General features: G+C 66.0%; 26 protein-coding genes. 17 read left to right on the forward strand and 9 right to left on the reverse strand.

Annotated elements, in window-relative coordinates; all coding sequences use genetic code 11:
* Positions 1–7 precede the first annotated feature (7 nt).
* The 3 genes from A5773_RS07410 to A5773_RS07420 form a co-directional block, all read right to left on the reverse strand.
* Positions 8–817, reverse strand: coding sequence for a CbbQ/NirQ/NorQ/GpvN family protein (locus A5773_RS07410; RefSeq protein ID WP_067260681.1), 810 nt, complete (start codon positions 815–817; stop codon positions 8–10).
* Complete coding sequence (locus A5773_RS07415) at positions 814–2,349, reverse strand: nitric oxide reductase activation protein NorD (RefSeq protein WP_067790477.1); 1,536 nt, start codon at positions 2,347–2,349, stop codon at positions 814–816. The genes A5773_RS07410 and A5773_RS07415 overlap by 4 nt, the downstream gene beginning before the upstream one ends.
* A 260-nt stretch (positions 2,350–2,609) precedes the next feature.
* A complete protein-coding gene (locus A5773_RS07420; protein ID WP_197505325.1) occupies positions 2,610–3,257 on the reverse strand; it encodes a hypothetical protein in 648 nt (215 codons plus the stop codon).
* A 385-nt stretch (positions 3,258–3,642) separates the two neighbouring features.
* Between A5773_RS07420 and A5773_RS07425 the strand changes: the two genes are divergently transcribed.
* Positions 3,643–4,746, forward strand: coding sequence for a dihydrodipicolinate reductase (locus tag A5773_RS07425; protein WP_066948920.1), 1,104 nt, complete (start codon positions 3,643–3,645; stop codon positions 4,744–4,746).
* 12 nt (positions 4,747–4,758) lie between these two features.
* Here the strand turns inward: A5773_RS07425 and A5773_RS07430 are convergent, their stop codons facing one another.
* Positions 4,759–5,358, reverse strand: coding sequence for a TetR/AcrR family transcriptional regulator (locus A5773_RS07430; protein ID WP_066948917.1), 600 nt, complete (start codon positions 5,356–5,358; stop codon positions 4,759–4,761).
* Positions 5,359–5,571: 213 nt separating this feature from the next.
* On the opposite strand from A5773_RS07430, the gene A5773_RS07435 reads away from it, so the two are divergent.
* The 3 genes from A5773_RS07435 to A5773_RS07445 all read left to right on the forward strand — a co-directional run bounded on the left by A5773_RS07435 (position 5,572) and on the right by A5773_RS07445 (position 8,328).
* Positions 5,572–6,360 (forward strand): SDR family NAD(P)-dependent oxidoreductase, encoded by a 789-nt coding sequence (locus A5773_RS07435; RefSeq protein WP_066948915.1) that lies wholly within the window; start codon positions 5,572–5,574, stop codon positions 6,358–6,360.
* A gap of 65 nt (positions 6,361–6,425) precedes the next feature.
* Positions 6,426–7,508: a dihydrodipicolinate reductase gene (locus A5773_RS07440; RefSeq protein ID WP_066948913.1), complete on the forward strand. Its 1,083-nt coding sequence runs from the start codon at positions 6,426–6,428 to the stop codon at positions 7,506–7,508.
* Between the two features lie 4 nt (positions 7,509–7,512).
* A complete protein-coding gene (locus A5773_RS07445; RefSeq protein WP_066948906.1) occupies positions 7,513–8,328 on the forward strand; it encodes a mycofactocin-coupled SDR family oxidoreductase in 816 nt (271 codons plus the stop codon).
* A gap of 5 nt (positions 8,329–8,333) precedes the next feature.
* Here A5773_RS07445 and A5773_RS07450 read toward each other — a convergent pair whose 3' ends face one another.
* A complete protein-coding gene (locus A5773_RS07450) occupies positions 8,334–8,963 on the reverse strand; it encodes a TetR/AcrR family transcriptional regulator (protein ID WP_066948903.1) in 630 nt (209 codons plus the stop codon).
* A 92-nt stretch (positions 8,964–9,055) separates the two neighbouring features.
* Here A5773_RS07450 and A5773_RS07455 point away from each other — a divergent pair, with 92 nt between their 5' ends.
* Positions 9,056–10,288 (forward strand): cytochrome P450, encoded by a 1,233-nt coding sequence (locus A5773_RS07455; RefSeq protein WP_066948900.1) that lies wholly within the window; start codon positions 9,056–9,058, stop codon positions 10,286–10,288.
* A gap of 8 nt (positions 10,289–10,296) precedes the next feature.
* Positions 10,297–11,244: an SDR family NAD(P)-dependent oxidoreductase gene (locus A5773_RS07460; RefSeq protein WP_067790392.1), complete on the forward strand. Its 948-nt coding sequence runs from the start codon at positions 10,297–10,299 to the stop codon at positions 11,242–11,244.
* Here A5773_RS07460 and A5773_RS07465 read toward each other — a convergent pair.
* On the reverse strand, positions 11,231–11,902 hold the full coding sequence (locus A5773_RS07465; RefSeq protein ID WP_067790395.1) for a hypothetical protein: 672 nt from the start codon (positions 11,900–11,902) through the stop codon (positions 11,231–11,233). The two genes, A5773_RS07460 and A5773_RS07465, sit on opposite strands and share 14 nt — an antisense overlap.
* Positions 11,903–11,982: 80 nt before the next feature.
* On the opposite strand from A5773_RS07465, the gene A5773_RS07470 reads away from it, so the two are divergent.
* From A5773_RS07470 to A5773_RS07480, 3 genes are read left to right on the forward strand one after another with little or no spacing between them, the layout of a single operon-like run.
* Complete coding sequence (locus A5773_RS07470) at positions 11,983–13,488, forward strand: carboxylesterase/lipase family protein (protein ID WP_067790398.1); 1,506 nt, start codon at positions 11,983–11,985, stop codon at positions 13,486–13,488.
* Between the two features lie 18 nt (positions 13,489–13,506).
* Positions 13,507–15,513, forward strand: a complete 2,007-nt coding sequence (locus tag A5773_RS07475; RefSeq protein WP_067790401.1) for a phosphotransferase — start codon at positions 13,507–13,509, stop codon at positions 15,511–15,513.
* The gene (locus A5773_RS07480) at positions 15,510–16,004 is read left to right on the forward strand and encodes a gluconokinase (RefSeq protein ID WP_066948886.1); all 495 of its coding nucleotides are present in this window, start codon (positions 15,510–15,512) and stop codon (positions 16,002–16,004) included. Before A5773_RS07475 ends, A5773_RS07480 begins: the two co-directional genes overlap by 4 nt.
* 4 nt (positions 16,005–16,008) lie before the next feature.
* Here A5773_RS07480 and A5773_RS07485 read toward each other — a convergent pair whose 3' ends face one another.
* Entirely contained in the window at positions 16,009–17,040 is a 1,032-nt protein-coding gene (locus A5773_RS07485; protein ID WP_066948882.1) for a DoxX family protein, read from the reverse strand.
* Positions 17,041–17,135: 95 nt separating this feature from the next.
* Between A5773_RS07485 and pncA the strand changes: the two genes are divergently transcribed.
* On the forward strand, positions 17,136–17,696 hold the full coding sequence (pncA, locus tag A5773_RS07490; protein ID WP_082948140.1) for a pyrazinamidase PncA: 561 nt from the start codon (positions 17,136–17,138) through the stop codon (positions 17,694–17,696).
* Positions 17,696–18,496 carry a ketosteroid isomerase family protein gene (locus A5773_RS07495; protein WP_067790405.1) on the forward strand — a complete coding sequence of 267 codons (801 nt, stop codon included), beginning with the start codon at positions 17,696–17,698 and terminating at the stop codon, positions 18,494–18,496. The genes pncA and A5773_RS07495 overlap by 1 nt, the downstream gene beginning before the upstream one ends.
* Before the next feature lie 12 nt (positions 18,497–18,508).
* Here A5773_RS07495 and A5773_RS07500 read toward each other — a convergent pair whose 3' ends face one another.
* Positions 18,509–18,859: a DoxX family protein gene (locus tag A5773_RS07500; RefSeq protein WP_066949130.1), complete on the reverse strand. Its 351-nt coding sequence runs from the start codon at positions 18,857–18,859 to the stop codon at positions 18,509–18,511.
* Between the two features lie 169 nt (positions 18,860–19,028).
* Here A5773_RS07500 and A5773_RS07505 point away from each other — a divergent pair, with 169 nt between their 5' ends.
* The 6 genes from A5773_RS07505 to A5773_RS07530 are packed head-to-tail and all read left to right on the forward strand — an operon-like array spanning position 19,029 to position 25,165.
* Positions 19,029–20,021, forward strand: coding sequence for a sigma-70 family RNA polymerase sigma factor (locus A5773_RS07505; RefSeq protein ID WP_066948870.1), 993 nt, complete (start codon positions 19,029–19,031; stop codon positions 20,019–20,021).
* Positions 20,011–21,333, forward strand: a complete 1,323-nt coding sequence (locus tag A5773_RS07510; RefSeq protein WP_067790409.1) for a sugar ABC transporter substrate-binding protein — start codon at positions 20,011–20,013, stop codon at positions 21,331–21,333. Before A5773_RS07505 ends, A5773_RS07510 begins: the two co-directional genes overlap by 11 nt.
* Positions 21,330–22,271, forward strand: coding sequence for a carbohydrate ABC transporter permease (locus A5773_RS07515; protein WP_066948864.1), 942 nt, complete (start codon positions 21,330–21,332; stop codon positions 22,269–22,271). The genes A5773_RS07510 and A5773_RS07515 overlap by 4 nt, the downstream gene beginning before the upstream one ends.
* A 34-nt stretch (positions 22,272–22,305) precedes the next feature.
* Entirely contained in the window at positions 22,306–23,100 is a 795-nt protein-coding gene (locus A5773_RS07520) for a carbohydrate ABC transporter permease (RefSeq protein WP_066948861.1), read from the forward strand.
* A gap of 3 nt (positions 23,101–23,103) precedes the next feature.
* Complete coding sequence (locus A5773_RS07525) at positions 23,104–24,174, forward strand: ABC transporter ATP-binding protein (RefSeq protein ID WP_066948858.1); 1,071 nt, start codon at positions 23,104–23,106, stop codon at positions 24,172–24,174.
* Positions 24,175–24,187: 13 nt separating this feature from the next.
* Complete coding sequence (locus A5773_RS07530) at positions 24,188–25,165, forward strand: patatin-like phospholipase family protein (protein WP_067260718.1); 978 nt, start codon at positions 24,188–24,190, stop codon at positions 25,163–25,165.
* A gap of 22 nt (positions 25,166–25,187) precedes the next feature.
* Here A5773_RS07530 and A5773_RS07535 read toward each other — a convergent pair whose 3' ends face one another.
* Positions 25,188–25,475 (reverse strand): DUF3349 domain-containing protein, encoded by a 288-nt coding sequence (locus A5773_RS07535; protein WP_066948850.1) that lies wholly within the window; start codon positions 25,473–25,475, stop codon positions 25,188–25,190.
* Between the last annotated feature and the right edge of the window lie 183 nt (positions 25,476–25,658).

Below are 25,658 nucleotides of genomic sequence, written 5' to 3' on the forward strand. Positions count from 1 at the left end.
TCCTTTCTCATGGGGTCGCGCTCGGGGCGTCGGTGGCGGCCAGGCTGGCTGCCGCGACTTCACGAAGTCCGTCGGTGACTGCGCCGTCGGTGCTCAGTGGCGCGAGTATGCACGCATCGGCCGCATCCAATTCGGTTGCGCCGGCGGCGATCAGGTGCGCGGTCGTGACCAACACCCTGGTCGACGGCGGCTCGAAGTGAAAGGCTTCGTCGGCCGTGCGGATGGCAACCGCGCATTCGACCAACCGCCGCGCCGTCGTGAGGGGAATTCCGGCCTCGGCGACAATCACTTCGGCCTCGCGCTCGGGGGACAGATACCTCATCGCGAGTGTGACAAACCGCTGGCGGAACGACGGTTTGAGCTCCTTGAGCGAGCTGCGATACGCCGGGTTGTAGGAACACACCAGCATGAAGGTGTCCGGTGCCGTCACGACTTCGCCGGCGCGGTCGAGGTACAGCGCACGCCGGTGATCGGTGAGCGAATGCAGGATGGCCAGCGAGTCGTGGCGAGCTTCGACGACTTCGTCGAGATAGCAGATCGCGCCGGCTTTCACGGCCCGGGTCAGCGGGCCATCGGTCCACACCACGTCGCCACCGGTCACCATGAAGCGGCCGACGAGGTCGGAGCTGGTGAGGTCGTCGTGGCAACTGATGGTGACGACCGGTCGTTGCAACAGCAGGCCCATGTGCTCGACGAAACGTGTCTTGCCGCATCCCGTTGGGCCGGTCAGCATCACGGGCATGCGCTGGCGGAAGGCCTGCTCGAACAGCTGAACTTCGTTGCCGTTGGCGAAATAGAGATCGGTGGCAGCGTTCATGCGGCGACCAGTTCACGATGGACATGGGCCAACACCCTCGGGAGCTCCTCTACACGTTGGATTCGTTGCGACCGTCGGGGACCGAACACCTCGGGAAGGGGATCAACCCGGGTCGGTCCGACCCCGAGGTAGTACGTCGACACGCCGGCGTCGTTAGCCTCCTCGACGGCGTGCGCGGCATCCGCCCAGGCGTACCGGCCTTCATAGCCTTCATCGGAGATCAGGCCGTCGCCGATGACGATCAGCAGCCGACGCTCGGAGGCGTGCGCCAGGAGTCGGCTCGTCAAATGGCGCAGCGGCGCGCCGAGCCTGGTGTATCCGCGGGTGGACAGGCCAAGCCCGCTTGGAGCCACCAGCCGGCGGTCTTCGAAGTCCTTGAGGCAATGGACCTCGACCCGATGGCGGGTATTGCCGGTGAATACAAAGACGCCGTGTCGCTCGCGCGCCAGTGTCATGGCGCGCGAAAGCGCGTCGGCACAGGCCAATTCCAGTCGAAAGATTCGCCCGCCGTGCACCCCGAGCGAGGAACTGCCGTCAAGCAGTACTGCCGTCGTGACGTCACGGGTGCTGGGCAGCAACTCACGGAATATCTTCGGCTCCTTGGCTTCGCCGGTGGTCAGGTCGATGTAGTGGTTGACGTATTGGTCGACGTCGAGGTCGGAGCCGTCCTCGAGGCGATTTGTCATCGCACGATGGGTGTGTTCTTCGAACCACTTCCGTACGTCGACGGCTACTGGCACAGGACGGCGACTGCGCCGGGCGTCTGCACGCTCGATCACGGCGACGTGGTCGTGCATGAACCGCTTTGTCCACATGTTCCATTCGGGATAGGGGATACCGGGCCGGTGTTCTGGCGTGACGTCGAAATCGTTGTCCTGGGGCCGGCTCGGCGGTGGCAGGTTGGGATTGCGGACGCCGCCGTCGCCGCCGACGGGAACCGAGTACGGCCGCGGAAGGCGCTTTTGCGTTGTCGTCCATGGCATCCTGCCGAAGCTGCGACGCAACCGGTCGGTCACACCCTGCGGCATCGTGTAAGCCAGCGGCAGATTGCCCAGCAGTGGATGAACCGTCAATGCCTGCTCTTTGGCCGCCAACGCAATTGCCCTGTTGAGCATGTGTTCCGCGGCCATATCGCCGGCTTCGGGATCGATCTCCGGAAGCAGCCGCTGCAGCTCGGGCAGCAGGCCCGGCCATCGCGATGCTATCCAGCCAAGCGCGACGCCGGCTTCGACAAGCGTGAGCGCACGCAGCTCGCGAGCGGACAACTCATTCAGACGATATTCGGTGATTCGTTCTTTCGACGGCGAACATTGAAGGGCCACACCGCATGTCAGGGTTCTGCGTGTCCAGCCGGGGTTCGACAGGCCGGTCGCGGGGTAGGGAACATGAACGAACGTGAGCGCGGCATTCAGACCGAAGCAACGCCGATCACCGGTGACGAGCCGGACGCCCTCGCGACGTTGCTCACTGAGCGCGACGGCCGTCACGGAGCAGCTCCGTTCCAGGGCCATCGCCGCGGAATCTTCAGCCATCAGGGGCATCCCATGCGTTCCGGCGGCCCGGTCCACCGTTCAGAAAGTACCGATGTTGGAGAACAGCCAATACCAGAACCAGATGATCAGGCCGGTGCCGCCCCACGCGGCGACGTAGCGAAGGATTTCCCACACATAGCCCACGATTTGACCTCCTCGGTGACGTAGTCATGCGATGCGTGCTGAGATCTCGAAAACTTTCTCGGTACAGCGAGACTCCCCGGCGATCGGCTTGTCGACTGGATTCCACGTCGCGCATGTCAGTCGGAGAAGAGTTCGCGGTTGACGGTGTGCAGATAGGGGATTGCCAGGAACGGGGTGATGTAGAAGATGTCGTAGAGCCACCAGCCGACGACCGGCAGTACGACGCCGGCGAAGCGCACGTCGGCGAACATGGTCATGTTGAAGACGTAGGTAATCCAAATCACCACGCCCATCCAGCAGGTGACGACCATCCACTGATGGCCCCATCGCTTCATCTGCAGGAAGCCGATCGCCGCCGCGATTCGCATGGTGAAGACCGTCAGGATGAGACCAACCTCCATGGCTTTTTCGCCAGGACCGGCCGCGCCGCCGACCCAGAGTTCGTTGTAGTGCCAGAAGTAACCGGCGTCGAACATGTTGCCCCACCCGTTCAGCAGCACACGGGCCAGCAGAGTATGGCTTGCCACCAGGTCGAGTGCCCATCCGACAGTGTTGATCGCGGCGTCGATGATGACCAGGTAGCCGAGCAACGTGACCAGCATTGGACGGACGGAAAGCCCATCCCGTTGGGCTCTGCGCAGTAACCGCACTCCCCAGAGGAACAGTGGCAGGCCGAAGACGCCGAGGGCGGCGGTGCCGATCAGGAGACTGCCGGAGATAAGCCACTTGTCGGCCTGACGCTGCGCGTATTGCGACCGCTCCATGTGTTCGTCGATTGTCAGCCCCGGTGAGGCAGCGCCACCTGGCCCGGCTCCCGTGCCAGTGCCGGCATCACGCTGTCGCAGCTTCGGCAGATTCACGAACCCTCCATCCGATTGGATCGGCTTCCGCACTATAACAGGCTGACTACAGTCAGCAGAAGGCCGCGACACCGCCGCATGAAAGCTGAAGTTGATCTTTTGGTCCCGACTGCTGCACAGTGCCATTAGCCGGTTCAGCGGCTAGATCCGAGCGAACTGCCGCCGCTGAAGCTGCAGCTCCGGCGGGCTATTACTGACGAAAGTCAGCCCTGAATCGTTGACACACCATTCAAGGCGCGCCTACGCTCAGCGAGCACTCAGCCGTTCCGGCCCTGCAAGAGGAGTAGCGATGACACCCAAGTCGCCGCCCGAGAAGAAGTATCGCGTAATCCAGTGGGGCGTCGGCAATGTCGGGACGATCGCGCTCCGTCATTTTGTTCACAACCCTGCCTACGAACTGGTCGGAGTGCTGTGCAATCGTCCGGAGAAGGTGGGCAAGGACGCCGGCGAACTGTGCGGAAAAGCACCGACCGGTGTGTACGCGACCAACGACAAGGCTGTCGTCGAGGCACTCGATGCCGATTGCGTGTTCTATGCGCCCTTATGGTCGGACCCAGATGAGGTGTGCCGCTTGCTGCGCGGCGGCAAGAACGTCGTCGCGTCAGGTGGCGCGTGGTGGTATCGAACCGAGCACAGCCGGGCGGACATCGACAAGATCGACGCCGCCTGCCACGAGGGCGGCACGTCGTTTCATGCCGGTGGTGTGAATCCGGGTTTTGCCGGCGACCTGCTCGTCCTGACACTGGCGCGGATCGTCAGTCAGATCGACACTATTCATATCTACGAGGTGGTGAATTTCGGGCGGGACACGCTGAAGTACTTGTTCGAGATGGGCATGGGGAGCGATCCGGCCGGGTTTGAGGATGGCCCGAATCTGCTGGGGCAAGCATGGCCATTGTTCGCGCAGTCGATGGCAATGGTCGTGGAGGGAATGGGTAAAACGGTTGACAAGTACACGACCGAGGTGGAGCTCGGCGTCGCCACTCGGGACATCCCCTTCGAAGGCGGGGAGACCAGCGACATGCCGGGCTTCAAGGGCGTGATCAAGAAGGGCACCGTCGCTCGCCAGCATCACAAATGGACGGCGTGGGTCGAGGGGAGACCTCTCATCATTTTTCATGAGATATACACAATGGATACCTTCGATGCCATTGAACCGCAAGAGGATTGGCCCCAGCATTACCACTACCGCATAGTGATCGAGGGCGATTCATCCACCGAGCTGATCTTGCAGGGGGCGCGGGACCCGAATGGCGGCTACGCCCTGCCCGGCTATACCTGGACCGCGATGGGGCCCGCGAACGCGATTCCCGCGGTTTGCGACGCTCCACCGGGGTTCATGTCCCACAAGGAACTCGGGCTCATGCCGCTGCGAGGCGTCATACGGCCTTAGTGCCGCCGCGCGTTAAGGCTTCAGGCTGCGCAATGTCCTCGCGACGTAGTCTTCCAGCAGGGCGTGGCCGGTCGGCCAGTGGTTGGTCGTAATCAACAGGGCGTAGAGGCCCAGCAGAAAGAACACCGCACTGTTCATGGGATTGACGTCCGGATCGGTCTCACCGCATTCTTGAGCCCGCGCGATCTCCTGGGCGACCAATACGATCAGAGGGTGATCCCTGCCGTCTTCGGTAGGGGGACGAGTTTGGGAGAAATGCAGTGCGAGAAAGTCATTGAAGAGCAGATCGCCTAGCCGACGTTCCAAGCCGACCACCAAGCGGACCGCCTCGTTCAACGAAGAAACAAGATCGTGCTTGGACTTCAAGAATTGAGCGAACTGCTTGGCTATCCGGTCTTCTTCGCGACGCTCCAACTCCAGCAGCACGTGCTCTTTGGTGGGGAAGTGGAAAAAGAAGGTGCCGTGGGCAACCCCTGCCGCGGCCACGATGGCACTGACGTCGGCCTCGGCCATACCGGCGCGGGCGAACTCGGCGATCGCGGCGCCCATCAATCGCTCCCTCGTCTGCAGGCGCTTCGCTTCGCGTGCCGACACCCGGTCCGTCACAGCCATCTCAATTCCTCACAGTTGACCCGACTCCGGCAAGAGTTCCAAGGATAACTAAGCCATTATGCCGTGTTATCGCCAAAAAGGCTTGCATAACTTGACTATTGTCGGATCGCACCGACCGCCACAGATCCCGATCGCACAATATCGTTGACTTTAGTCAGCAATACTCCCTAGATTGAACTCGCACTTACCACGCATGGTCAAAGGAGCCCCGGCATGGCATTGGAGCAGTTCCGCCTCGATGGACAGGTCGCAATCGTCACTGGCGCCGGGAAGGGCGTCGGCGCGGGCATAGCGCGGGTCTTGGCGGAGGCGGGCGCCACGGTCGTCGGGACCGCACGCACCGAGGCGGACATCGTCGGCACGATTCGAGGCATCGAGGCCGCGGGCGGCAAGGGGCTGGCGCTCGTGGCCGACGCGATGAGTCGTCCCGACGGGGAGCGGGTCGTGAACGCCGCGATGGAGCGGTTCGGCCGCATCGACATTCTGGTCAACAATGTCGGTGGGTCGACCTACGCGCGGTTCTTGGACATCACCGACGAGGACTTCCGGCACACGTTCGACTGGTGCGTGACGTCGGCGTTCATCATGAGTCAGCTCGCTGCCCCACACATGCTCAGCGCCGGACACGGTTCCATCATCAACATCTCGTCGGGCTCGGCCCGGTTCGGCATCCGCGCACTGACCGCATATTGCGTCGCGAAGGGCGGCCTGGAAGCGCTAACCCGCGCTATGGCACAGGAACTCGCCCCAAAAATTCGCGTCAACGCCATCGCCCTGGGTTCGTTCGCCACCGACGGCCTGAAGGGCAGCCTGGATCTGATGCCCGGTTCGCTGGAGAAGATGCAGGAGGCCACGCCGCTGCACCGGCTGGGCGACGTCGAGGACCTGGGGCGGCTCGCGGTATATCTCTGCACCCGCGATTGTTACGCAACAAACGCGACCTTCCACGTCGACGGCGGCATCGACTCCAACAATTCGCCGCTGCCGATACCCGACTACTGACCCCGCGCCGCGATTGGACGCGCCATGATGGTGCATCATCCGCCGCTGGAAGGACGAAGGTAACCGTGCGCAGAGTCATCCAATTCTCCACCGGAAACGTGGGCCGGCACTCGTTGCGAGCCATCATCGGCAGACCGGATCTCGAACTGGTCGGCGTGCACGCCGCCAGCGCCGAGAAGATCGGTCAGGATGCGGCGCGGTTGTGCGGACTGGACGAACCGACCGGTGTCATCGCCACCGACGACATCGACGCGCTGGTGGCCCTGGGCGCCGACTGCGTGGTTTACACGTCGCAGGGCGAAACTCGGCCGATGGAAGCCATCGAACAGATGGCCAAGTTCCTCGCGGCAGGCACCAATGTCGTCGGCACGTCGATGGTCTGGCTGGTCACACCGCGCCACGCCGACGATTGGCTGCGGGAGCCCCTGGAGCGTGCTTGTGCGGCCGGCGACGCCTCGCTCTATGTCAACGGCATCGACCCCGGTTTCTCCGGCGATACGCTGGTGCATTCGGCGGCCAGCCTGACCACCCGCATCTCCTCGATCACCGTGCAGGAGATCTTCGATTACGGAAACTACGACGACGCCGAGTTCACTGGTGCTGCAATGGGATTCGGGTCGAAGCCGGACGATGACTCGCCGATGATGTTTCTGCCCGGGGTGATCGTGTCGATGTGGGGCGGTCAGGTCCGCAGCCTGGCGGACAATCTCGACATCAAACTGGACGAGGTGCGCCAGCGCGTCGAACCCTGGTACACGCCGGAACGAATCGAATGCACAATGATGACGGTGGAGCCCGGACAAATGGCCGCGGTGCGCTTTGCCACCGAGGGCGTACGTGACGGCGAGCCGGTGATCACCCTCGAGCACGTCACCCGGCTCACTCAGGCCGCGGCGCCCGACTGGCAATACCCACCCGACGGGTATACCGGCGTACACCGCGTCGTCGTGGAGGGTGAGCCGCGGGTGGAAATCAACACCCACGTGTCCCATCCGGTACTGGATTCCACTGACGCCGGCTGTATTTCGACGGCGGGGCGGGCCGTCAATGCGATCGACTGGGTGTGCCGCGCACCTCAAGGACTGCTCGGGGTCGAGGACATCCCGCTGTCGGCGACGATGCGCGGCCTGATGTGGAACGAGCGGTAGCCGGGTGACACCACATGAGGGGCGTGTTGCCGGTAAACGCATTCTGATCACCGGCGCCGCCCGCGGGATGGGCCGAGGCCACGCCCTGCGGCTCGCCGAGGAGGGTGCGGACCTCATCCTGGTCGACGTCTGCCAATCCTTGCCCCAGGTCGAGTATCCGCTGGCAACAGAGGACGACCTGGCCGAAACAGTTCGCCTGGTACGGGATTTCGGCCATGGCTGTACGAGCTACGTCGTCGATGTTCGCGACGAGGCGCAGTTGCGCGCGGCCGTTGATGACGGCGTGAGCGAGCTTGGCGGGCTCGACGGCGCTGTGGCAAACGCCGGTGTGCTGACTGTGGCGTCCTGGGACAAGACAACCGCCGATCAGTGGCGCACGGTGGTCGATGTCAATCTCATCGGGGTGTGGAACACCTGCGCGGCCGCGATACCGCACTTGCTCGACCAGGGCGGCGGCAGCCTGGTCAATGTCAGCTCCGCCGGTGCGATCAAGGGCTTTCCGCTGCAGACGCCCTACACGGCGGCCAAGCATGGTGTGGTCGGGCTGACGCTGGCCTTGGCCAACGAACTGGCGGCACAAAGCGTTCGCGTCAATACCCTGCTGCCGACCGGTGTCCCCACGGGGATGGTCCCGCCGTCGTTCGGGCCCCTCCTGGGTGAGCAACGGTCCGACCTGATTCCCATCTTCGTCAACGCGATGCCCACTCCGGCCGTGGAACCCGTCGACGTCAGCAACGCGGTGCTGTTCCTGCTATCCGATGAATCCCGATATGTGACGGGGCTCGAGTTCAAAGTCGACGCCGGGGTGACCATCAACTAAATCGCTCAGAGCGGCCAGCTATTCGGCCCGATCTCGTAACGCAGCGCAGCGGCCGGCGGCAACGGCTGTCGATCGTTGACCGAAATCGCATCGACGACGAGTGCGACATAGCGTCGCCATCCGTCGCTGCCCGACTCCATCGTCGACAGCACGCTGAAGAGCATCGCGATCAGGCGCGGGAGGTCATCGGCGACCAGGTCGGCGCGGATGCTGCCTACGCGCTGGCCTTCTCGGGCAAGCTCGCCGAGCGCCTCGTTAAGCGAAACCGAGATGTCGGATGTGAGCGCCCCGGCCCGGCGCGCGGCAGTCAGCAGGTTGTGTTCGCGCGCCCCCAATGAAATAGCCGTTTCGATCAGCTGAGTGAGACCGCGTAGCGGATCCTTCGCGTGGCGGGCGGCGTCGATCATCGGCGTGAGGTCCTCCGCGATGCTCTGATCCAGGGCGGCGCGGACCAGGTCGGCCTTCGCCGGGAACCTGCGGTACAGGGTTCGCTCACCCACCCCCGCGCGGCGAGCGACCGCCTCCACCGGGGCGTCGGGGCCCAAGTCGCCGTAGACCTCGCGCGCCGCGCGCAGGATGCGCTCGACGTTGCGAGCCGCGTCCGCCCGCAACGGCCGGTCTGCAACCGCGGTCATGGTGACAGCCTAACTGACAGTTGACTGCCAACAAGGGGAGCTTTACGCTCTACAACTGGCAGACAACTGACAGTTAATGGGAAACGCGGCTTATGTCAACAGCTTCCAAATCTTTCGGAACCGCCGACGCCAGCCCTGACGCCGAACTACCGGTGCTACCGGTGCCCCGGCCTGGACACTGCCCGCTCGCGCCGCCACCCGAGTTCGCGGACTGGCGCGAACAACCCGGGCTGCGACGTGCGATCTTCCAGGGCAAACCGGTATGGGTGGTCAGCCGATACCGGGACATCAGGGCGGCACTGGTCGATCCGCGCTTGTCCGCGAAGACCATCCCGGACTCCATAATGCCTACGGACGCTGACAACAAAGTCCCCGTGATGTTCGCTCGGACCGACGACCCCGAACACCATCGGATCCGGCGCATGATGACCAGCAACTTCACCTTCCGGCGTTGCGAATCGATGCGGCCGCACATCCAGGAAGTGGTCGACCACAATCTCGGCCAAATGATCGCCAACGGTGCGCCTGCGGATCTGGTGCGCGAATTCGCCTTGCCGGTGCCGTCTATGGTGATCGCGCTGTTGCTGGGAGTGCCGCCCGAAGACCTCGAACTCTTCCAACGCAACACCACGACCGGCCTCGACCAGAAGTCCACCGACGCGGAAAAGGGCCAGGCCTTCGGCGCCATGTACGCCTATATCGAGGAGCTGGTGAAACGCAAAGAACGCGAACCCGGAGACGACCTGATCAGCCGCCTGGTCACCGAATACGTGGCGACGGGCCAACTCGACCGTGCCACCACGGCCATGAACGGGGTGATCATGATGCAGGCGGGCCACGAAACCACCGCCAATATGATTTCCTTGGGAACCATTGCGCTGCTGGAACATCCGGAAGTCTTCGAGCGACTCGGACAAACCGACGACCGTGCCGCCATCGCGAACATCGTCGAAGAACTCATGCGCTACCTCACCATCGTGCACAGCCAGGTCGATCGCGTGGCGACTGAAGATCTGATGATCGGTGGTGAGCTGATTCGCGAGGGCGAGGTCGTCATGATGAGCCTGCTTGCCGGAAACTGGGACGCCGAATTCGTCGATAATCCTGAATCCTTCGATGCCGACCGAAACACCCGCGGACACTTGGGCTTCGGGTACGGCGTGCACCAATGCATCGGCGCGAACCTGGCCCGCGTCGAGATGCAGGTCGCGTTCGCCACGCTGGCGCGCCGACTACCCGGGCTGAAGCTGGCGGTGCCGCCGGAGAGACTGAGATTCAAAGAGGCTCACATCTACGGCATGAAAGAGCTTCCGGTCACCTGGTGACAACGACCATGCGATTCGACAATCAGGTCGTCGTAATCACCGGTGCCGCCAGAGGTTTGGGCAGACAATACGCACTCCTCCTCGCCTCGCGCGGCGCCCGAGTCGTGGTCAACGACACCGGTGGATCGGTGACCGGGAATGGCTCCAACGCCGAGGCCGCCCACGTCGCCGCAGACGAGATCCGCCGGCAAGGCGGCGAGGCCGTGGCCGACGACCACAGTGTTACGAGTCCCGAAGGTGCGGAGGCGATTATCGACACCGCCCTGCGTACCTGGGGACGCGTGGACATCCTGATCAACAACGCGGGCATCGTGGGTGACGTGCCTTTCGAAGACATGACCGCCGACCGGCTCCAACCCCTCATCGACGTCCACTTGAACGGTGCGTTCAACATGACGCGGCCCGCGTGGCGCGCGATGCGCGAGCAGCGCTACGGCAGGGTGCTCAACACCTGCTCGGCCGCCGGAATCCTCGGCGCCGAACGCATGAGCAACTACGGCGCGGCGAAGACCGGGCTGGTCGGCTTGACCCGCGTGCTGGCGGCCGAGGGGGCCGAGCACGGCATCAAGGTCAACGCCATCGCGCCGATCGCCTACACCCGGATGCTGACGCACTCGATCGACGCCGCCGGACCGCAGGATGACCCGGCGGCGAAAGCGGTGCTGAATGACCTTGTGGGCCAATACCTTCAAAAGCTGGACCCGGCGCAAGTCGCGCCGGTGGCGGCCTTCCTGACGCACCGGGAATGCCCCGTTTCCGGAGAGATCTACACGGTCGGTGCCGGACATGTCGCGCGCTTCTTCATCGGCCGGACAAAGGGTTTCTACGACCCCGACCTGTCGATCGAGGATGTGCGCGACCATCTCGATGAGATTCGCGACGAAGCCGGCTACACGGTCCCCGGTGGGCCCGCCGACGAGATGGCGGAGCTGTTCGCGACCATCACGAACAGCTGAACGCCGTGCCGACGCCGTCCGGTGCGGGCGCCGGCCGCAGGCAGCCGTACGGCTGGCTGCCCGCTGGGCTCAATCGGGCGGCCGACTGGTGGGCGTAGTTCACGCAATACAGTCCGGTTTGATCGGCGCGGCAACGATAGTCGCCGAATGACAGCGAGTCACCGTTCGCCAACTCCGAGCCATTGCCGTTGATGAACGGGCCGGGATCGGCGCGCGAAGCACCCACCTGCAGGTTCGCACCGTCGAAGGTCACCCAGCCGCCCTGCCAGCCGCCGTAGGACGTCGGGGGAGCGGGTGGTGGGTTGGTCAGGCTCACCAGGCAGAGCAGGGCGGCGCCCGTGTGCTTGGAATCGGTCGTGCAGGATGCTTTGCCGGCGGCGGCCGTGAACGCGATGTCGTTGCCGAGCGGCGTGGTCGCACCGTCCCGGATCGCGTCGTGATAGCGACCGGGGTCCGCGGGATGGCCGGCCTCGATCCACGCGATGACGTCGGAGATCGAGGCCCCGGCCGCCGGCGCGGCGTTCGGGGCCGGTGGTTTGCCTCCCGACGGGGTGGTCGCAGCGGTCGTGGGGGCATGGGTTTGCTGGGACTGGCCGGCGACGGTGTGGGAGCACCCGGCGACGAGTAACGACACTGCCAGCAGCGCGGCAATCCGCATCTAGTCAGGCTAAACCGCCATGCTCGCAAAATAAGGCGCTGCGCGCGCGTTACGCCCGGCATGTCCGCTAACGTCGGGTTATGCATCAGCGCACCGTCCGCGCACGCACCACCGTCGGCACCGTGGAAGGTTTCACCCGCGACGGCGTCCACCGCTGGCGATCCATTCCGTACGCCCGACCGCCGGTCGGGCCCCTGCGATTGCGGGCGCCGCGGCCGGCGCAACCGTGGTCGGGGGTGCGGCACTGCCACGGCTTCGCCAACTGCGCGCCCCAACAGCGCCGCTACACGATGGTCGGGGTCGGCCGCTACCAGCCGATGGGGGAGGACTGCCTCACCCTCAACGTCGTCACCCCCGAGGGCCCCGCCGAAGAACCGCTGCCCGTCATGGTCTTCATTCACGGCGGCGGCTACATCCTGGGCAGCTCGGCCACGCCGCTGTACGACGGCGCCGCGCTGGCGCGCCGCGGTTGCGTGTACGTATCGGTGAACTACCGGCTGGGCGCGTTGGGCTGCCTGGACCTGTCGTCCCTCTCGACCCCGGACATCGCCATCGACAGCAACCTGTTCCTGCGCGACCTGGTGATGGCGTTGCGCTGGGTGAAGGACAACATCTCCGCGTTCGGTGGCGACCTGGACAACGTCACCATCTTCGGGGAGAGCGCGGGCGCGCACATCACCGCCACCCTGCTGGCGGTGCCCGCCGCCGAAGGGCTGTTCGCCCGGGCCATCTCGGAGAGCCCGGCCGCCGGCATGGTCCGGTCGCAAGAGACCGCGGCGGAATTCGCGACGCGCTTCGCCGCGCTGCTGGGGGCGCGGCCGGAGAATGCCGCCGAGGTGCTGATGCAGGCGTCCCCGGCGCAACTGGTCGACGCCCAGCACCGGCTGATCGACCAGGGCATGGAGGACAGGCTGGGCGCTTTTCCGATCGGCCCGGTCGCCGGCGACGACGTTGTGCCCATCGACCCGGTCGAGGCGATGCGCGGAGGGCACGCGCACCGGGTGCCGCTCATCGTAGGCACCAATGCGGAAGAGGGGCGCCTGTTCACCCGCTTCCTCAAAATGCTGCCGACCAATCAAGAGATGATCGAGGAACTGTTGGCCGACACGGAACCGGCTGCGCGCGAACGCATTACGTCCGCATACCCGGACTACCCCGCGCCGTCGGCATGCGTCCAGCTCGGTGGCGACTTCGCCTTCGGGTCGGCGGCCTGGCAGATCGCCGAGGCGCATAGCGCGCACGCGCCCACCTATCTCTACCGCTACGACTACGCCCCCCGCACGCTGCGCTGGTCGGGGCTGGGCGCCACCCATGCCACTGAGTTGCTGGCCGTTTTCGACGTCTATCGCACCCGATTCGGCGCGCTGCTGACCGCCGCTGCCGATCGGCGCGCCGCGCTACGGGTCAGTAACCAGGTGCAGCGGCGGTGGCGGTCCTTCAGCCGCCACGGCGCCCCGGGCGACGACTGGCCCACCTACACCACCGCCGACCGTGCCGTCATGGTCTTCGACCGCAAGAGCCGCGTCGAGTTCGATCCACATCCGCACCGCCGGATTGCCTGGGACGGCTTCTCCCTGGCGCGGTGACCTGGCACGCTGACCCTCATGCATGCCGACACCGCACAAGTCATCGAAAGACCCGGCGACCTCACCGCCGCATGGCTGGAATCGATGGTCGGCGCCGGGCCCATCGCCGATTTCGCGGCGGAACGCATCGGCACCGGACAGATGAGCGAGTGCTACCGCGTCCGGCTCAGCTATGCCGATGGCGCCGCGACGCCCGGCAGGCCCGAGTCGGTGGTCCTCAAGGTCGCGGCGACCGACCCGGTGAGTCGGCAAACGGGGCTGGCGCTGGGCCTCTATGAGCGCGAGGTGCGTTTCTACGCCGACATAGCGCCGCGCCTGGGCGGCCCGATAGCGCCCTGCTACCACGCCGCCGTCGATACCGCGACGGGCGCGTTCGATCTGTTGCTGGGCGATGCCGGACCGGCCGTCGTCGGGGACGAAATCGCCGGTGCGACAGCCGAACAGGCGCACCTCTGTGTCGTCGAGCTCGGGCGGCTGCACGGGCCGCTGCTCGGCGACACCACCTTGGCCGAGGCCCCGTGGCTGAATCGGGAATCGCCGCTCAACCAGGCGATGATCGCCCCGCTGTACGCCGGGTTCATCGACCGCTACGGCGACCAGATCGCGCCGGAGCACCGCATGGTGTGCGAACGCCTGATCGCGTCCTTCGACGGCTACCTGGCCGCCGAGTCGGCGCCCGACCGGATCTGTGGGCTGATGCACGGCGACTACCGCCTGGACAACCTGTTGTTCGGCACCGCGGGGGCCGACCGGCCGCTGACGGTCGTCGATTGGCAGACGGTTTCCTGGGGTCCGGCCCTGACCGACCTGTCCTACTTCCTCGGCTGCGCGCTGCCCACCCCGGATCGCCGGGAGCAGTACGACGCGTTGTTGCGGGCCTATCACGAGGCGCTGGGGCCCGCGGCGCCGCTGTCGCTCGCCGACGTAGCCGAAGGTGTTCGCAGGCAAAGCTTTTTCGGCGTGATGATGGCGATCGTCTCGTCAATGCTGGTGGAACGCACCGAGCGCGGCGACCGGATGTTCATGACGATGCTGCAACGGCACTGTGATCACGTGCTCGACACCGACGCGCCGACGACCCTGCCCGCCGCCCAGATGCCCGAACCCCTGCGGCCCACGGAGGAGGACGAAGGTGCGCACGCGCCGACCGCCGAACCGCTGTGGAGCGAGAGCTGGTATGCCGACTTCGCCGATGCGGCACAGGGATTGGGCGGCTGGTTCCGCCTCGGCCTGATCGCCAACGAGCAGACGGCGTGGGTGCATGCGCTGCTCTGCGGGCCCGGCATGCCCACCGTGGCCGTCGACGCGCAAGTACCGCTGCCGGCGAACCCGTGGGACGTGCGCACCGAATCCTTCGAGCTCGGCCACGCCGCGCCCACCCCGCTGCAGACCTACCGCGTCCACCTGCACGCGCGCGCTCAGGCTTACCCCGATCCGTCGGCGTTGTTGCGCGGGGAGCCCGGCACGCCCGTCGAAATGACGATGAGCTTGGTGTGGGACACCGACGGCGTCCCGTACAAATACCGGTTGACGACGCGCTACGAGATCCCGTGCCGGGTCTCGGGCACGGTCACCATCGGTGACGCCAGCTACCGCGTCGAGTCGGTCCCCGGCCAGCGCGATCACTCGTGGGGCGTGCGTGACTGGTGGAGCATGGACTGGATTTGGAGCGCGCTGCACCTCGACGACGGCACCCACCTGCACGGCGTCAACATCCGGATTCCCGGCGCGCCGGCCTTCAGCATCGGCTACTCCCAAGACGCGCGGGGAACGGTCACCGAGCTGGAAACGGTAGAATCACGAGAGTCGTTCGGCTCCAACGGGTTACCGCTGGGGGCCACCTTGGCACTCAATCCCGGCGAGATCACTGCGGACGTCGAGGTCCGCGGCCAGGCGCCGGTGCGTCTGATCGCCGCGGACGGCCGGGTGAGCCAGTTCCCGCGAGTCTGGGCGACCATCCAGACGGCCGACGGACGCAACGGCGTCGGCTGGCTGGAATGGAACCGCAACCTCGCGTCAGAGTGAGCGGACGGGCCCCCGTCGTGGTGATGGGTGTTTCCGGATCGGGTAAGTCGACCGTCGGAGCGGCGCTCGCACGACGCTTGCGGGTGCCGTTCGTGGACGCCGACTCCCTGCACCCGCCGGCCAACATCGCCAAGATGGCGGCCGGTGAACCGCTCGACGACGACGACCGCTACCCCTGGCTGGACAAGGTCGGGGAGTGGTTGGCCGGCCACCGCGACGGAGGCGTGGCGAGTTGTTCGGCGCTCAAGCGCAAATACCGCGACCAGTTGCGCACGCACTGCCCGCAGGTCGAATTCCTGCACCTCGCCGGTTCACCGGCACTCATCAGCGGCCGGCTGGCCGCCCGGACCGGTCATTTCATGCCGGCCGGGCTGCTGCGCTCCCAATTCGACGCGCTCGAGCCGCTCGGCGCCGACGAGGCCGGCGCGACCGTTGATGTCGGCCCGGGCGTCGATGCCATCGTCGACGCCTACCTGCGCGGCGACGCGTGAGCCGTCAGGAAAGCTTGCGGCGGCCGGTCTTGACCTGTTCACCGAGTCGTTCGCGTGCGGTGTCGGCCAGGTAGCCGCCCCGAGCCCGGGCCGTGTCGGCGAGGTAGATGCCGCGCGCGCGGGCGGTGTCGGCGAGGTCCTCGCCGCGATCCAATGCCGTGCTCGCCAGGTCCTCACCGCGCTTGCGTGCCTTCTTGGCCAATTTCTCGCTGCGCTTGCGGGCCTTCTTCGCCAACGGCGCCGCCCAGTCGGCGGCTTCGTCGGCGAGTTCTTCGCTGCGCTTGCGTGCCTTCTTCGCCAACGGCGCGGCTCGCTCGGCCGCCTCGTCGGCCAGCTGCTCGCCCCGTTTGCGGGCCTTCTGGGCCAGCGGCTTGCTCCGCTCGGCGGCCGTGCTGGCGAATTCACGACCGCGTTCCAGCGCGGCCTCCGCGTACGGCGCGCCCCGTTCGGCCGCCGTGCTGGCCAGTTCGCGACCGCGTTCGGCGCCGATCTGCAGGCCGTGCACGATCTTTTCGCCCAATTCCGAAAAGTCGGTATCGAAGTGGGCGTCGTCGGAGCCGGGCAGCGCCGACGACACTCGCTCGGAGAGCCGCTCCGCCGCCCGGCGACCGCGCCACCCGAGCGACGGCTTGCCTGCCGTGTCGGCGGACGCGATGAGCAACCCGCCGACCAGGCTGAGGTCGGTGAGGAACTGCTGGCGCTTCTGCGCCTTCGCCTCCGGATCGCTCTCGTTCCAGAACGAGTGCGCCCCGAGGTTGGCCGGTAGCACCGTGAACGCGAGCGCGGCCGAGGCGACGCGCGGCAGTTTGCCGGTGGCCAGCAGCAGGCCGCCGCCGATCTGAACGGCCGCCGTGATTTGTGCGACCGTCTCGGGGTCACTCGGGATGTTGCCGCTCACCGAATTCGGCAAAGCCTGCAAACCATCCACCGCGGGGGCGGCGGCTGCGGCCGCCGATTTGGGGTTGAGCAGGGAATTGACTCCTTGGCCGACGAAAGCCACTGAAAGCAACGGGCGCGCGATTCTCCGGATCAACATGGCCGGTGGATTACCCGACTGGTTGGCGAACAAACCGTCCCACCCATACGCCCAGCTGAAGCGCCGTGGTGGGCGACACCGATAGGGTGAAACGCGTGAGGGCGTTGATCATCGTCGACGTGCAAAACGATTTCTGCGAGGGCGGCTCGCTGCCGGTGACCGGCGGTGCCGCCGTGGCGCCCGCCATCAACGACTACCTCGCCGGCGAGTCGGGCTACCGGCACGTCGTAGCAACCCAGGATTTCCACGTCCGGCCGGGCGACCATTTCTCCGACCGACCGGACTATTCATCGTCATGGCCACCGCACTGCGTCGCCGGAAGTGCCGGTGCGGAGCTGCGGCCCGACCTCGACACCAGCCGGATCGAGGCGGTCTTCCGCAAGGGCGCCCATGCCGCGGCATACAGCGGTTTCGAGGGCCTGGACCAGAACGGGACCCCGCTGTTGGACTGGCTGCGGGAGCGTGGTGTCGACGAGGTCGATGTGGTCGGCATCGCCACCGACCAGTGCGTCCGGCGGACCGCCGAGGATGCCGCGCGTGCGGGCCTGTCCACCAGGGTGCTGCTCAACCTGACCGCGGCCGTCTCGCCGGACTCGGCCGCCGAGGCGCTCCAGGCGATGCGGACCGCGGGCGTCGAAATGGTCGGGGGTCCGTGATGGGGTTGGCGCCGGATCGGGAGCGTCTCCTGGCCGCCGTCGAGCGCTCGCCACAGGCGGCCGCCGCGCACGACCGCGCCGGATGGGTGGCGTTGTTCACCGACGACGGCCGGGTCGAGGACCCGGTGGGGTCGCGGCCGCACGCCGGGCAGGAGCAGATCGGCCACTTTTATGACACCTTCATCGGTCCGCGCGACATCAAATTCCACCGCGACCTCGACATCGTCGTCGACACCGTGGTGCTGCGCGACATCGAGCTCGAGGTTGCGATGGGCTCGGCGATCACGATGTACATTCCCGCGTTCCTTCGCTACGACCTGCGAGACGTCAACGGCGAGTGGCGCATTGGCGAACTGCGGGCCTATTGGGAACTTCCCGCGATGATGCTGCAATTCCTGCGGACCGGATCACGTGCGGTCGGACCCGCCCTGCAACTGTCGCGGGGCTTGTTGAGCAATCAGCGGTTGCGCGGCACCACCGGCTTCATGACGGGGTTCCGGCGGGTGGGTGCGCGGCACAAGAAGCTCGCCGAGGCATTCCTCGGTGCCGCCTCGCGCCAAGATCGGATCGCGGCCGCGCGCGCGTTATCACCGCGCGCCACAATCACTCTCGGCGACCACGACGTCCTCGACCTCGCTGAACTGGTCGAGCAGCTGGACGGCGGCGGGTCGACCAAGATGATCGGCGCGGGCCCAACGGTGACGATGTCGGTCCGCTCCGGCCGTGGACGGGGAATACTGTTCGCCGACATGGCCTGGCGGGGCGACGCCATCAACCGGATCCGGTACTTTCCCGGCTGATCGCGACCCCGGTCAACGCAGCACCATCAACGCAAGCGATGCCACCGACATGCACAGGTACGCGCCGGGAAACGCGATGTTGTACAGGACGCGGGCGCGCAGGTGGGTCACGACTGCGCCGACGAAGAACAGCACCAGGCCGGTTGCGGCAGCGATTCCCAAGGCGGGAAGGCCCACCAGGCCCACGATCAGCCCCGCCGCGCCGGCCAGCTTGACCGCCCCCAGCGCCGGCAACCACGAACGCGGCACCCCGACTTCGGCGGAGTTCGCCAGGACGAAACCCGCCGGGATGAGATCGGCAACGGCGATCCCGGCGGTGATGGCGGCGGTAAACAGCGTGATCGCAACGTACGCGGTGTTCATCTGCGGCAAACCCTTGTCAGACAGCCGTTTTTGCGGCGGCGAGCCGGATGGTCGCCGCACGCGCTACGGCGCACAATCGATAAGGTCATGGTGCTGGCCTCCTTTGCAACAGAGAGCTTGATGGACGCAGTCATCTTCTTGACGGCTCCTGTGCGGAAAAGGTGACCCCGTGAGCGCCCCGAAAAATTTGACGGATCTCGCCCAGCGTTTCGACGCCGACCGGCGACACCTGAGGTCTGTCGCATTACAACTGCTGGGATCGGCGGCCGATGCCGACGACGCGGTTCAGTCGGCGTGGCTGAAGGCCAGCCGTGCTGATTTCGCCGCGGTCGACAACCTCACCGGCTGGTTCACCACGATCACCGCGCGCGAGGCCGTCGACCAGCTCCGGGCGCGCAAGCGACGTGCGGAACAGCCGCTGGCCACCCCCGAAGAACTGGACCGGATCGCCGCGACCGCGTCGCCGCCGGCGGACGAGCAAGCGCTCTTGACGGAGTCGGTGAGCAGCGCGCTGCTCGTGGTGCTCGACCGGCTCTCACCGGCGCAGCGAGTCGCATTCGTCCTGCATGACGTATTCGCGGTGCCGTTCGAGAGAATCGCAGGTCTGCTGGACCGGTCGCCGGAAGCCGCGAAGAAGCTGGCAAGCCGGGCGCGTGCGCGGGTGGCCCACCCGGGCGGCGAGCCCGAGCGCATGGCGAAGCACCTCGAGGTCGTCGAGGCGTTTCTCGCGGCGTCCCGCGGCGGTGATATCGCCGGTCTGCTCGCACTGCTGGCCCCGGACGTGGTGCGCAGGGTCGATCGGGCACTGGTCCCCGACGACGTGCCGACCGAGCTGCGCGGCGCCAAGCGGGTCGCGGAGGAGACCCGTCGATTCGCTCTCCGGGCACGGGCCGGCGCGGTCGTGCTCATCGACGGGGCCCCGGGGATCGCCATCGCGCCAAACGGGCGCGCTGAGGCGCTGCTGCTGATCGCCGTCGGAACCGATGACCGCATCCACGCGATTGACATCACCGGGGACGCCGGCCGCATTCGCCGGGCCGTGCTGGCCCTGCCGAGTTGGCCGATCCAGCAACACCACAGCCGCATCGGGTACCAAGGACAGGAGAAACAAACGGCCGGGCGGCCGGCAACGGGGCGAGAACGGGAGCACCATGCTCGATAAGCCGTTCGGGCGGCGCGGGCTGCTGCGCGGTGCCGGCGCGCTCACCGCGGCATCCCTGGCGCCGTGGGCGGCCGGCTGCGCACCGGAAGAAGACGCCTTGACGTTCTTCTTCGCGGCCAACCCCGACGAACGCGATGCCAGGATCCGCATCGTCGACGAGTTCGCGCGCCGCCACCCCGATATCAAGGTCCGCCCGGTGCTTTCGGCTCCGGGCGTGATGCAGCAGCTGTCGACGTTCTGCGCCGGCGGAAGATGCCCGGACGTTTTGATGGCGTGGGACCTCACCTACGCCGAGCTGGCCGCCCGTGGCGTGCTGCTCGACCTCAACACCATGCTGTCCCGCGACCAGGCCTTCGCCGCCGAGCTGAAGTCGGACGGCATCGGGGCGCTCTACGACAGCTTCACGTTCAGCGGGGGCCAATACGCACTCCCGGAGCAATGGTCCGGAAACTACCTGTTCTACAACAAGCGGCTCTTCGCCGAGTCCGGGGTGCCGCCCCCGCCCAAAACGTGGCAAAACCCGTGGAGTTTCACCGACTTCTTGAACACCGCCACCGCACTCACCAGGCGAGATCGCTCCGGGCGGGTGACCCAGTGGGGCTTCGTGAACATGTGGTTCTCCTACTATTCGGCCGGGCTGTTCGCCATGAACAATGGGGTGCCGTGGTCCACCCCGCTCAAAAACCCGACCCACTTCAACTTCGACCACGACGCCTTCATCGAGGCGGTGCAGTTCTATGCCGACCTGGCCAACAAGCACGAGGTCGCGCCCAATGCGTCCGAGGTGCAATCGATGTCCACGCCCGACCTGTTCGCGGCGGGCAGGGCGGCGATGGCCATGGGCGGCCACTGGCGCTACCAGACATTCATCCGGGCCGAGGGCCTGGACTTCGACGTCACGTCGTTGCCGGTGGGGCCGCGCCGGCAGGGCCAGCCCGCACATTCCGACATCGGTTCAACCGGATTGGCCATCTCCGCGAGCAGTCAACGCAAGGAGCAGGCATGGGAATTCGTGAAATTCGCGACCGGGCCCGTCGGGCAGGCGTTGATCGGTGAATCCAGCCTCTTTGTACCGGTTTTGCAATCGGCGCTCGACTCGGCCGGCTTCGCCAAAGCCCACCAGAACGTCGGCAACCTCGCCGTCCTCACCCAAGGGCCCGCGTACTCCGAAGGGCTCCCCGTCACCTCGTCATGGGAGAAGATCGTCGCCTTGATGGACCGCAGCTTCGGGCCCGTGCTGCGTGGATCACGGCCCGCCACATCGCTGGCCAGTTTGTCGCCCGCCATCGACGAGGTGTTGCGCAGCCCATGACATCGGTCGACGCCACCACGCGCACACCCGCCAAGGGCGCCGGTCCGTGGCGACGGCGGGCCCGCGCCGGCCGCTTGTTCGTGGCGCCCAATCTGGCCGCCGTTGCGGTGTTCATGCTGTTTCCGCTGGGATTCTCGCTCTACATGAGCTTTCAGCGGTGGGATGTCTTCCGCCCGCCAAAGTTTGTGGGCCTGAGGAACTTCCAAGAGCTCTTCACCTCGGACCCGCTCTTCCTCATCGCCATTCGCAACACCGTCGTCTTCACCGTGGGAACGGTTGTGCCGACCATCGGCGTGAGCCTCGTGGTGGCCGGCGTGCTGAACCGAAAGGTCAGGGGCATCGGCTTTTTCCGCACCATCGTCTTTCTGCCGTTGGCCATCTCGTCGGTCGTCATGGCGGTCGTCTGGCAGTTCGTCTTCAACACCGACAACGGATTGCTCAACATCATGCTGGGCTGGGCCGGGATCGGCCCCGTCCCGTGGTTGGTCGAACCCCGATGGGCGATGGCCTCGCTGTGCATCCTCAGCGTGTGGCGCAGCGTGCCCTTCGCCACCGTCATCCTGCTCGCGGCGATGCAGGGCGTTCCCGAGACCGTATACGAGGCGGCGCGAATCGACGGCGCCGGCGAGATACGGCAGTTCGTGTCGATCACGGTGCCGCTGATCCGTGGGTCGATATCGTTTGTGGGCGTCATCTCGATCATTCACGCGTTCCAGGCTTTTGACATGGTCTACGTCCTCAACGGCGCGAACGGCGGCCCCGAAACCGCCACCTATGTCCTGGGCATCATGCTGTTCCAGCACGCGTTCTCCTTCCTGGAATTCGGGTACGCCTCCGCGCTGGCGTGGGTGATGTTCGCCATCCTGCTCGTGCTGACCGTGGTGCAGCTGCGGATCACCCGGCAACGGTCTTGGGAGACTTCTCGTGGCCTCAGCTGAGCGGGTATTCACGCGCAATGTCGTTCGTAGCCTGATGGTCTACACCGCCCTGCTCGCCATCGCCTGGTGCTGGTTGTTTCCGATCGCCTGGGCCGTGTCCGGCTCATTGAAGCGGGAAGGCGAGATCACCGAGCCCAGGCTGCTGCCGGCGCACCCGCGGTGGTCCAACTACATCGAGGTGTTCTCGTTGATGCCGTTCGCGCGGATGTTTTTCAACACCGTGCTGTACGCCGGGTGCGTGACCGCCGGCCAGGTGTTCTTCTGCTCGCTGGCCGGATACGCGTTCGCCAGGCTGCAATTCCGCGGTCGCGACACGCTGTTCGTGTTATACCTTGGCACCTTGATGGTGCCGCTGACCGTGACCGTGATCCCGCAGTTCATCTTGATGCGGACCCTCGGCTGGGTCGACACACCCTGGTCGATGATCGTGCCGGGCTTGTTCGGCAGCGCATTCGGCACCTACCTGATGCGGCAGTTCTTCCGGACGCTTCCTACCGACCTGGAAGAGGCGGCGATACTCGACGGTTGTTCGCCGTGGCAGATCTATTGGCGAATCCTGTTGCCCCACGCCCGCCCCGCGGTGATGGTGCTGGCGGTGCTCACCTGGGTCAACGTCTGGAACGACTTCCTGTGGCCGCTGCTGATGCTCCAGCGCAACAGCCTGGCCACGCTGACGCTCGGCCTGGTGCGACTGCGGGGCGAGTATGTGGCGCGCTGGCCGATCATCATGGCGGCTTCGATGCTCATCATGCTGCCGTTGGTCATCATCTATGCCATCGCCCAGCGGTCCTTCGTCAGGGGAATCGCCGTCTCGGGGCTGAACGGGTAGCCCATGGCCTCAGTGACTTTCGAGCAAGCGACGCGGTGTTACGCCGGAGCCGACCGGCCGGCCTTGGACAGCCTCGACCTGGACGTCGGCGACGGCGAGTTCGTCGTCCTGGTCGGTCCCTCCGGATGCGGCAAGACCACCTCGCTGCGGATGGTGGCGGGGCTGGAATCGCTGGACTCCGGTCGCATCCGGATCGGCGACCGCGACGTCACCACCGTCGATCCCAAGGACCGCGACGTCGCGATGGTCTTCCAGAACTATGCTCTCTACCCGCACATGACGGTCGCGCAAAACATGGGCTTCGCCCTGAAGATCGCCAAGACACCGAAGCCCGAAATTCGCGATCGGGTCCTGGACGCCGCGAAATTGCTTGACCTGCAGCCCTATCTGGACCGCAAACCCAAGGACCTCTCCGGTGGGCAACGCCAGCGGGTGGCGATGGGACGCGCGATCGTCCGCCGGCCGCAGGTCTTCCTGATGGACGAGCCGCTGTCGAATCTCGATGCCAAACTGCGGGTGCAAACCCGCAACCAGATCGCGGCACTGCAACGGCGACTCGGCACCACCACCGTCTACGTCACCCACGACCAGGTCGAGGCGATGACCATGGGTGACCGCGTCGCCGTCCTGTGCGACGGTGTGCTGCAGCAGTTCGCCGCGCCACGCGAGCTGTACCGCAACCCGGTCAACGTCTTCGTCGCGGGTTTCATCGGGTCGCCGGCAATGAACCTGTTCACCCTGCCTATCGTCGATTACGCTGTGTCGCTGGGGGATTGGCACATCCCACTACCGCGTGAGCTCACCGATGCAGCGAGCGAAGTCGTCGTGGGGGTCCGCCCCGAGCACTTCGAACTGGGCGGCCTCGGTGTCGAGATGGAGGTCGATGTGGTCGAGGAGCTTGGGGCGGACGCCTACGTCTACGGCCGAATCACCGGCTCCGGCAAGGTCATTGATCAGCCCGTCGTTGCGCGTGCCGATGGGCGCCGGCCTCCGGAAAAGGGCAGCCGGGTGCGCCTGCACCCGGAACCGGGGCACCTGCACTTCTTCGGTGTCGACGGCCAACGAATCTGTTGAGGGGGGTGGGCCTATGGCGCCGGCGGTGAGTACGTTTCGTGCCGATCTGGTGTGTGAGGGCGGCGGTGTCCGGGGGATCGGGCTGGTCGGCGCGGTCGATGCGCTGTCCGGGGCCGGTTACCGGTTTCCCCGCGTCGCGGGTAGCAGCGCGGGTGCGATCGTCGCGTCGCTGGTCGCGGCGCTGCAGGTCGGGGGCGAACCGCTCAGCCGGCTCGCGGAAGTCATGCGGTCCATCGACTACCGGAAGTTCCTGGATCGCAGTCTGATCGGACACGTGCCGCTGATCGGCGGGGGATTGTCGCTGTTGGTGTCGGACGGTGTCTACCGTGTGGCCTACTTGGAGCGCCTGCTCGCCGGTCTGCTCGCCGACCTGGGTGTGCGGACGTTCGGTGACTTGCGCACCGGCGAGGAGCCGGACCAGTTCGCGTGGTCGCTGGTGGTGACGGCCAGTGACCTGTCCCGGCGCCGGCTGGTGCGCATCCCGTGGGACCTCGCTTCCTATGGCATCGACCCCGACGATTTTCCGGTCGCCCGCGCCGTGCACGCCTCGTCGGCGATCCCCTATGTGTTCGAACCCGTTCGGGTCAGCAACGCCACCTGGGTCGACGGCGGCTTGCTCTCCGATTTTCCGGTGGAGCTGTTCGACCGGCCCGATGCTGAGCCGCGATGGCCGACGTTCGGGATCCGGCTGTCCGCGCGTCCCGGCATCCCGCCCACCCATCCGGTGCACGGACCAGTTTCGTTGGGAATCGCGGCAATAGAGACACTGGTGAGCAATCAGGACAACGCCTACATCGACGACCCCTGCACCGTCCGGCGCACCATTTTCGTCCCGGCCGAAGAGGTCAGCCCGATCGACTTCAACATCACCGCCGAGCAACGCGACGGCCTGTATCAACGAGGATTGCAGGCGGGCCAACAGTTCCTGGGGACCTGGAGCTACCCGGACTATCTGGCGGCGTGTGGCGGACCGGCGAAAGGCGCTAAGTAGGAGTCAGGTCCCGCGTCGGGGCTTATCCGCGCGCGCAGCGGATCTCGTCGAGGCGATGTCCGACCCGCTGGACGTCGGCCGGCAACGGCAATTGATTGGTGACACGGGTGATTTCCACACCGATATCAACGGGGCTGATCGGCCAGAATTGGCGCCTCATGAGTTTGCTTGCAATGGCGGTGATCTCGTCGTCGCAAAGTCGCCGGCGGGCCAAGGCCGCCAGGGGCGCATATCCGGTTGTCGGCATGCCGGTGGGATAGCCGGCCCGCACGAAAGCCACGATGCTCGACACCCAAAGGGCCAGGTCCATTTTCCCACCTCGCTCACCGCCGCGATGTAAAGAGCGGCAGATCCTACAACTAGCAACGTACCATCGGCAACGTCATCAGCTGAGTAACGCCACACAGTTAAAACGCATTTTTTACTCGCCGGTGTTGCGCGGGCGGCGGCGCGATCTTGGCCACGATCCTCCTCCGGCGGGCGCGCCATAACG

The sequence above is a fragment of the Mycobacterium sp. 852014-52450_SCH5900713 genome (genome assembly GCF_001667075.1).
Classification (GTDB): Bacteria; Actinomycetota; Actinomycetes; order Mycobacteriales; family Mycobacteriaceae; genus Mycobacterium.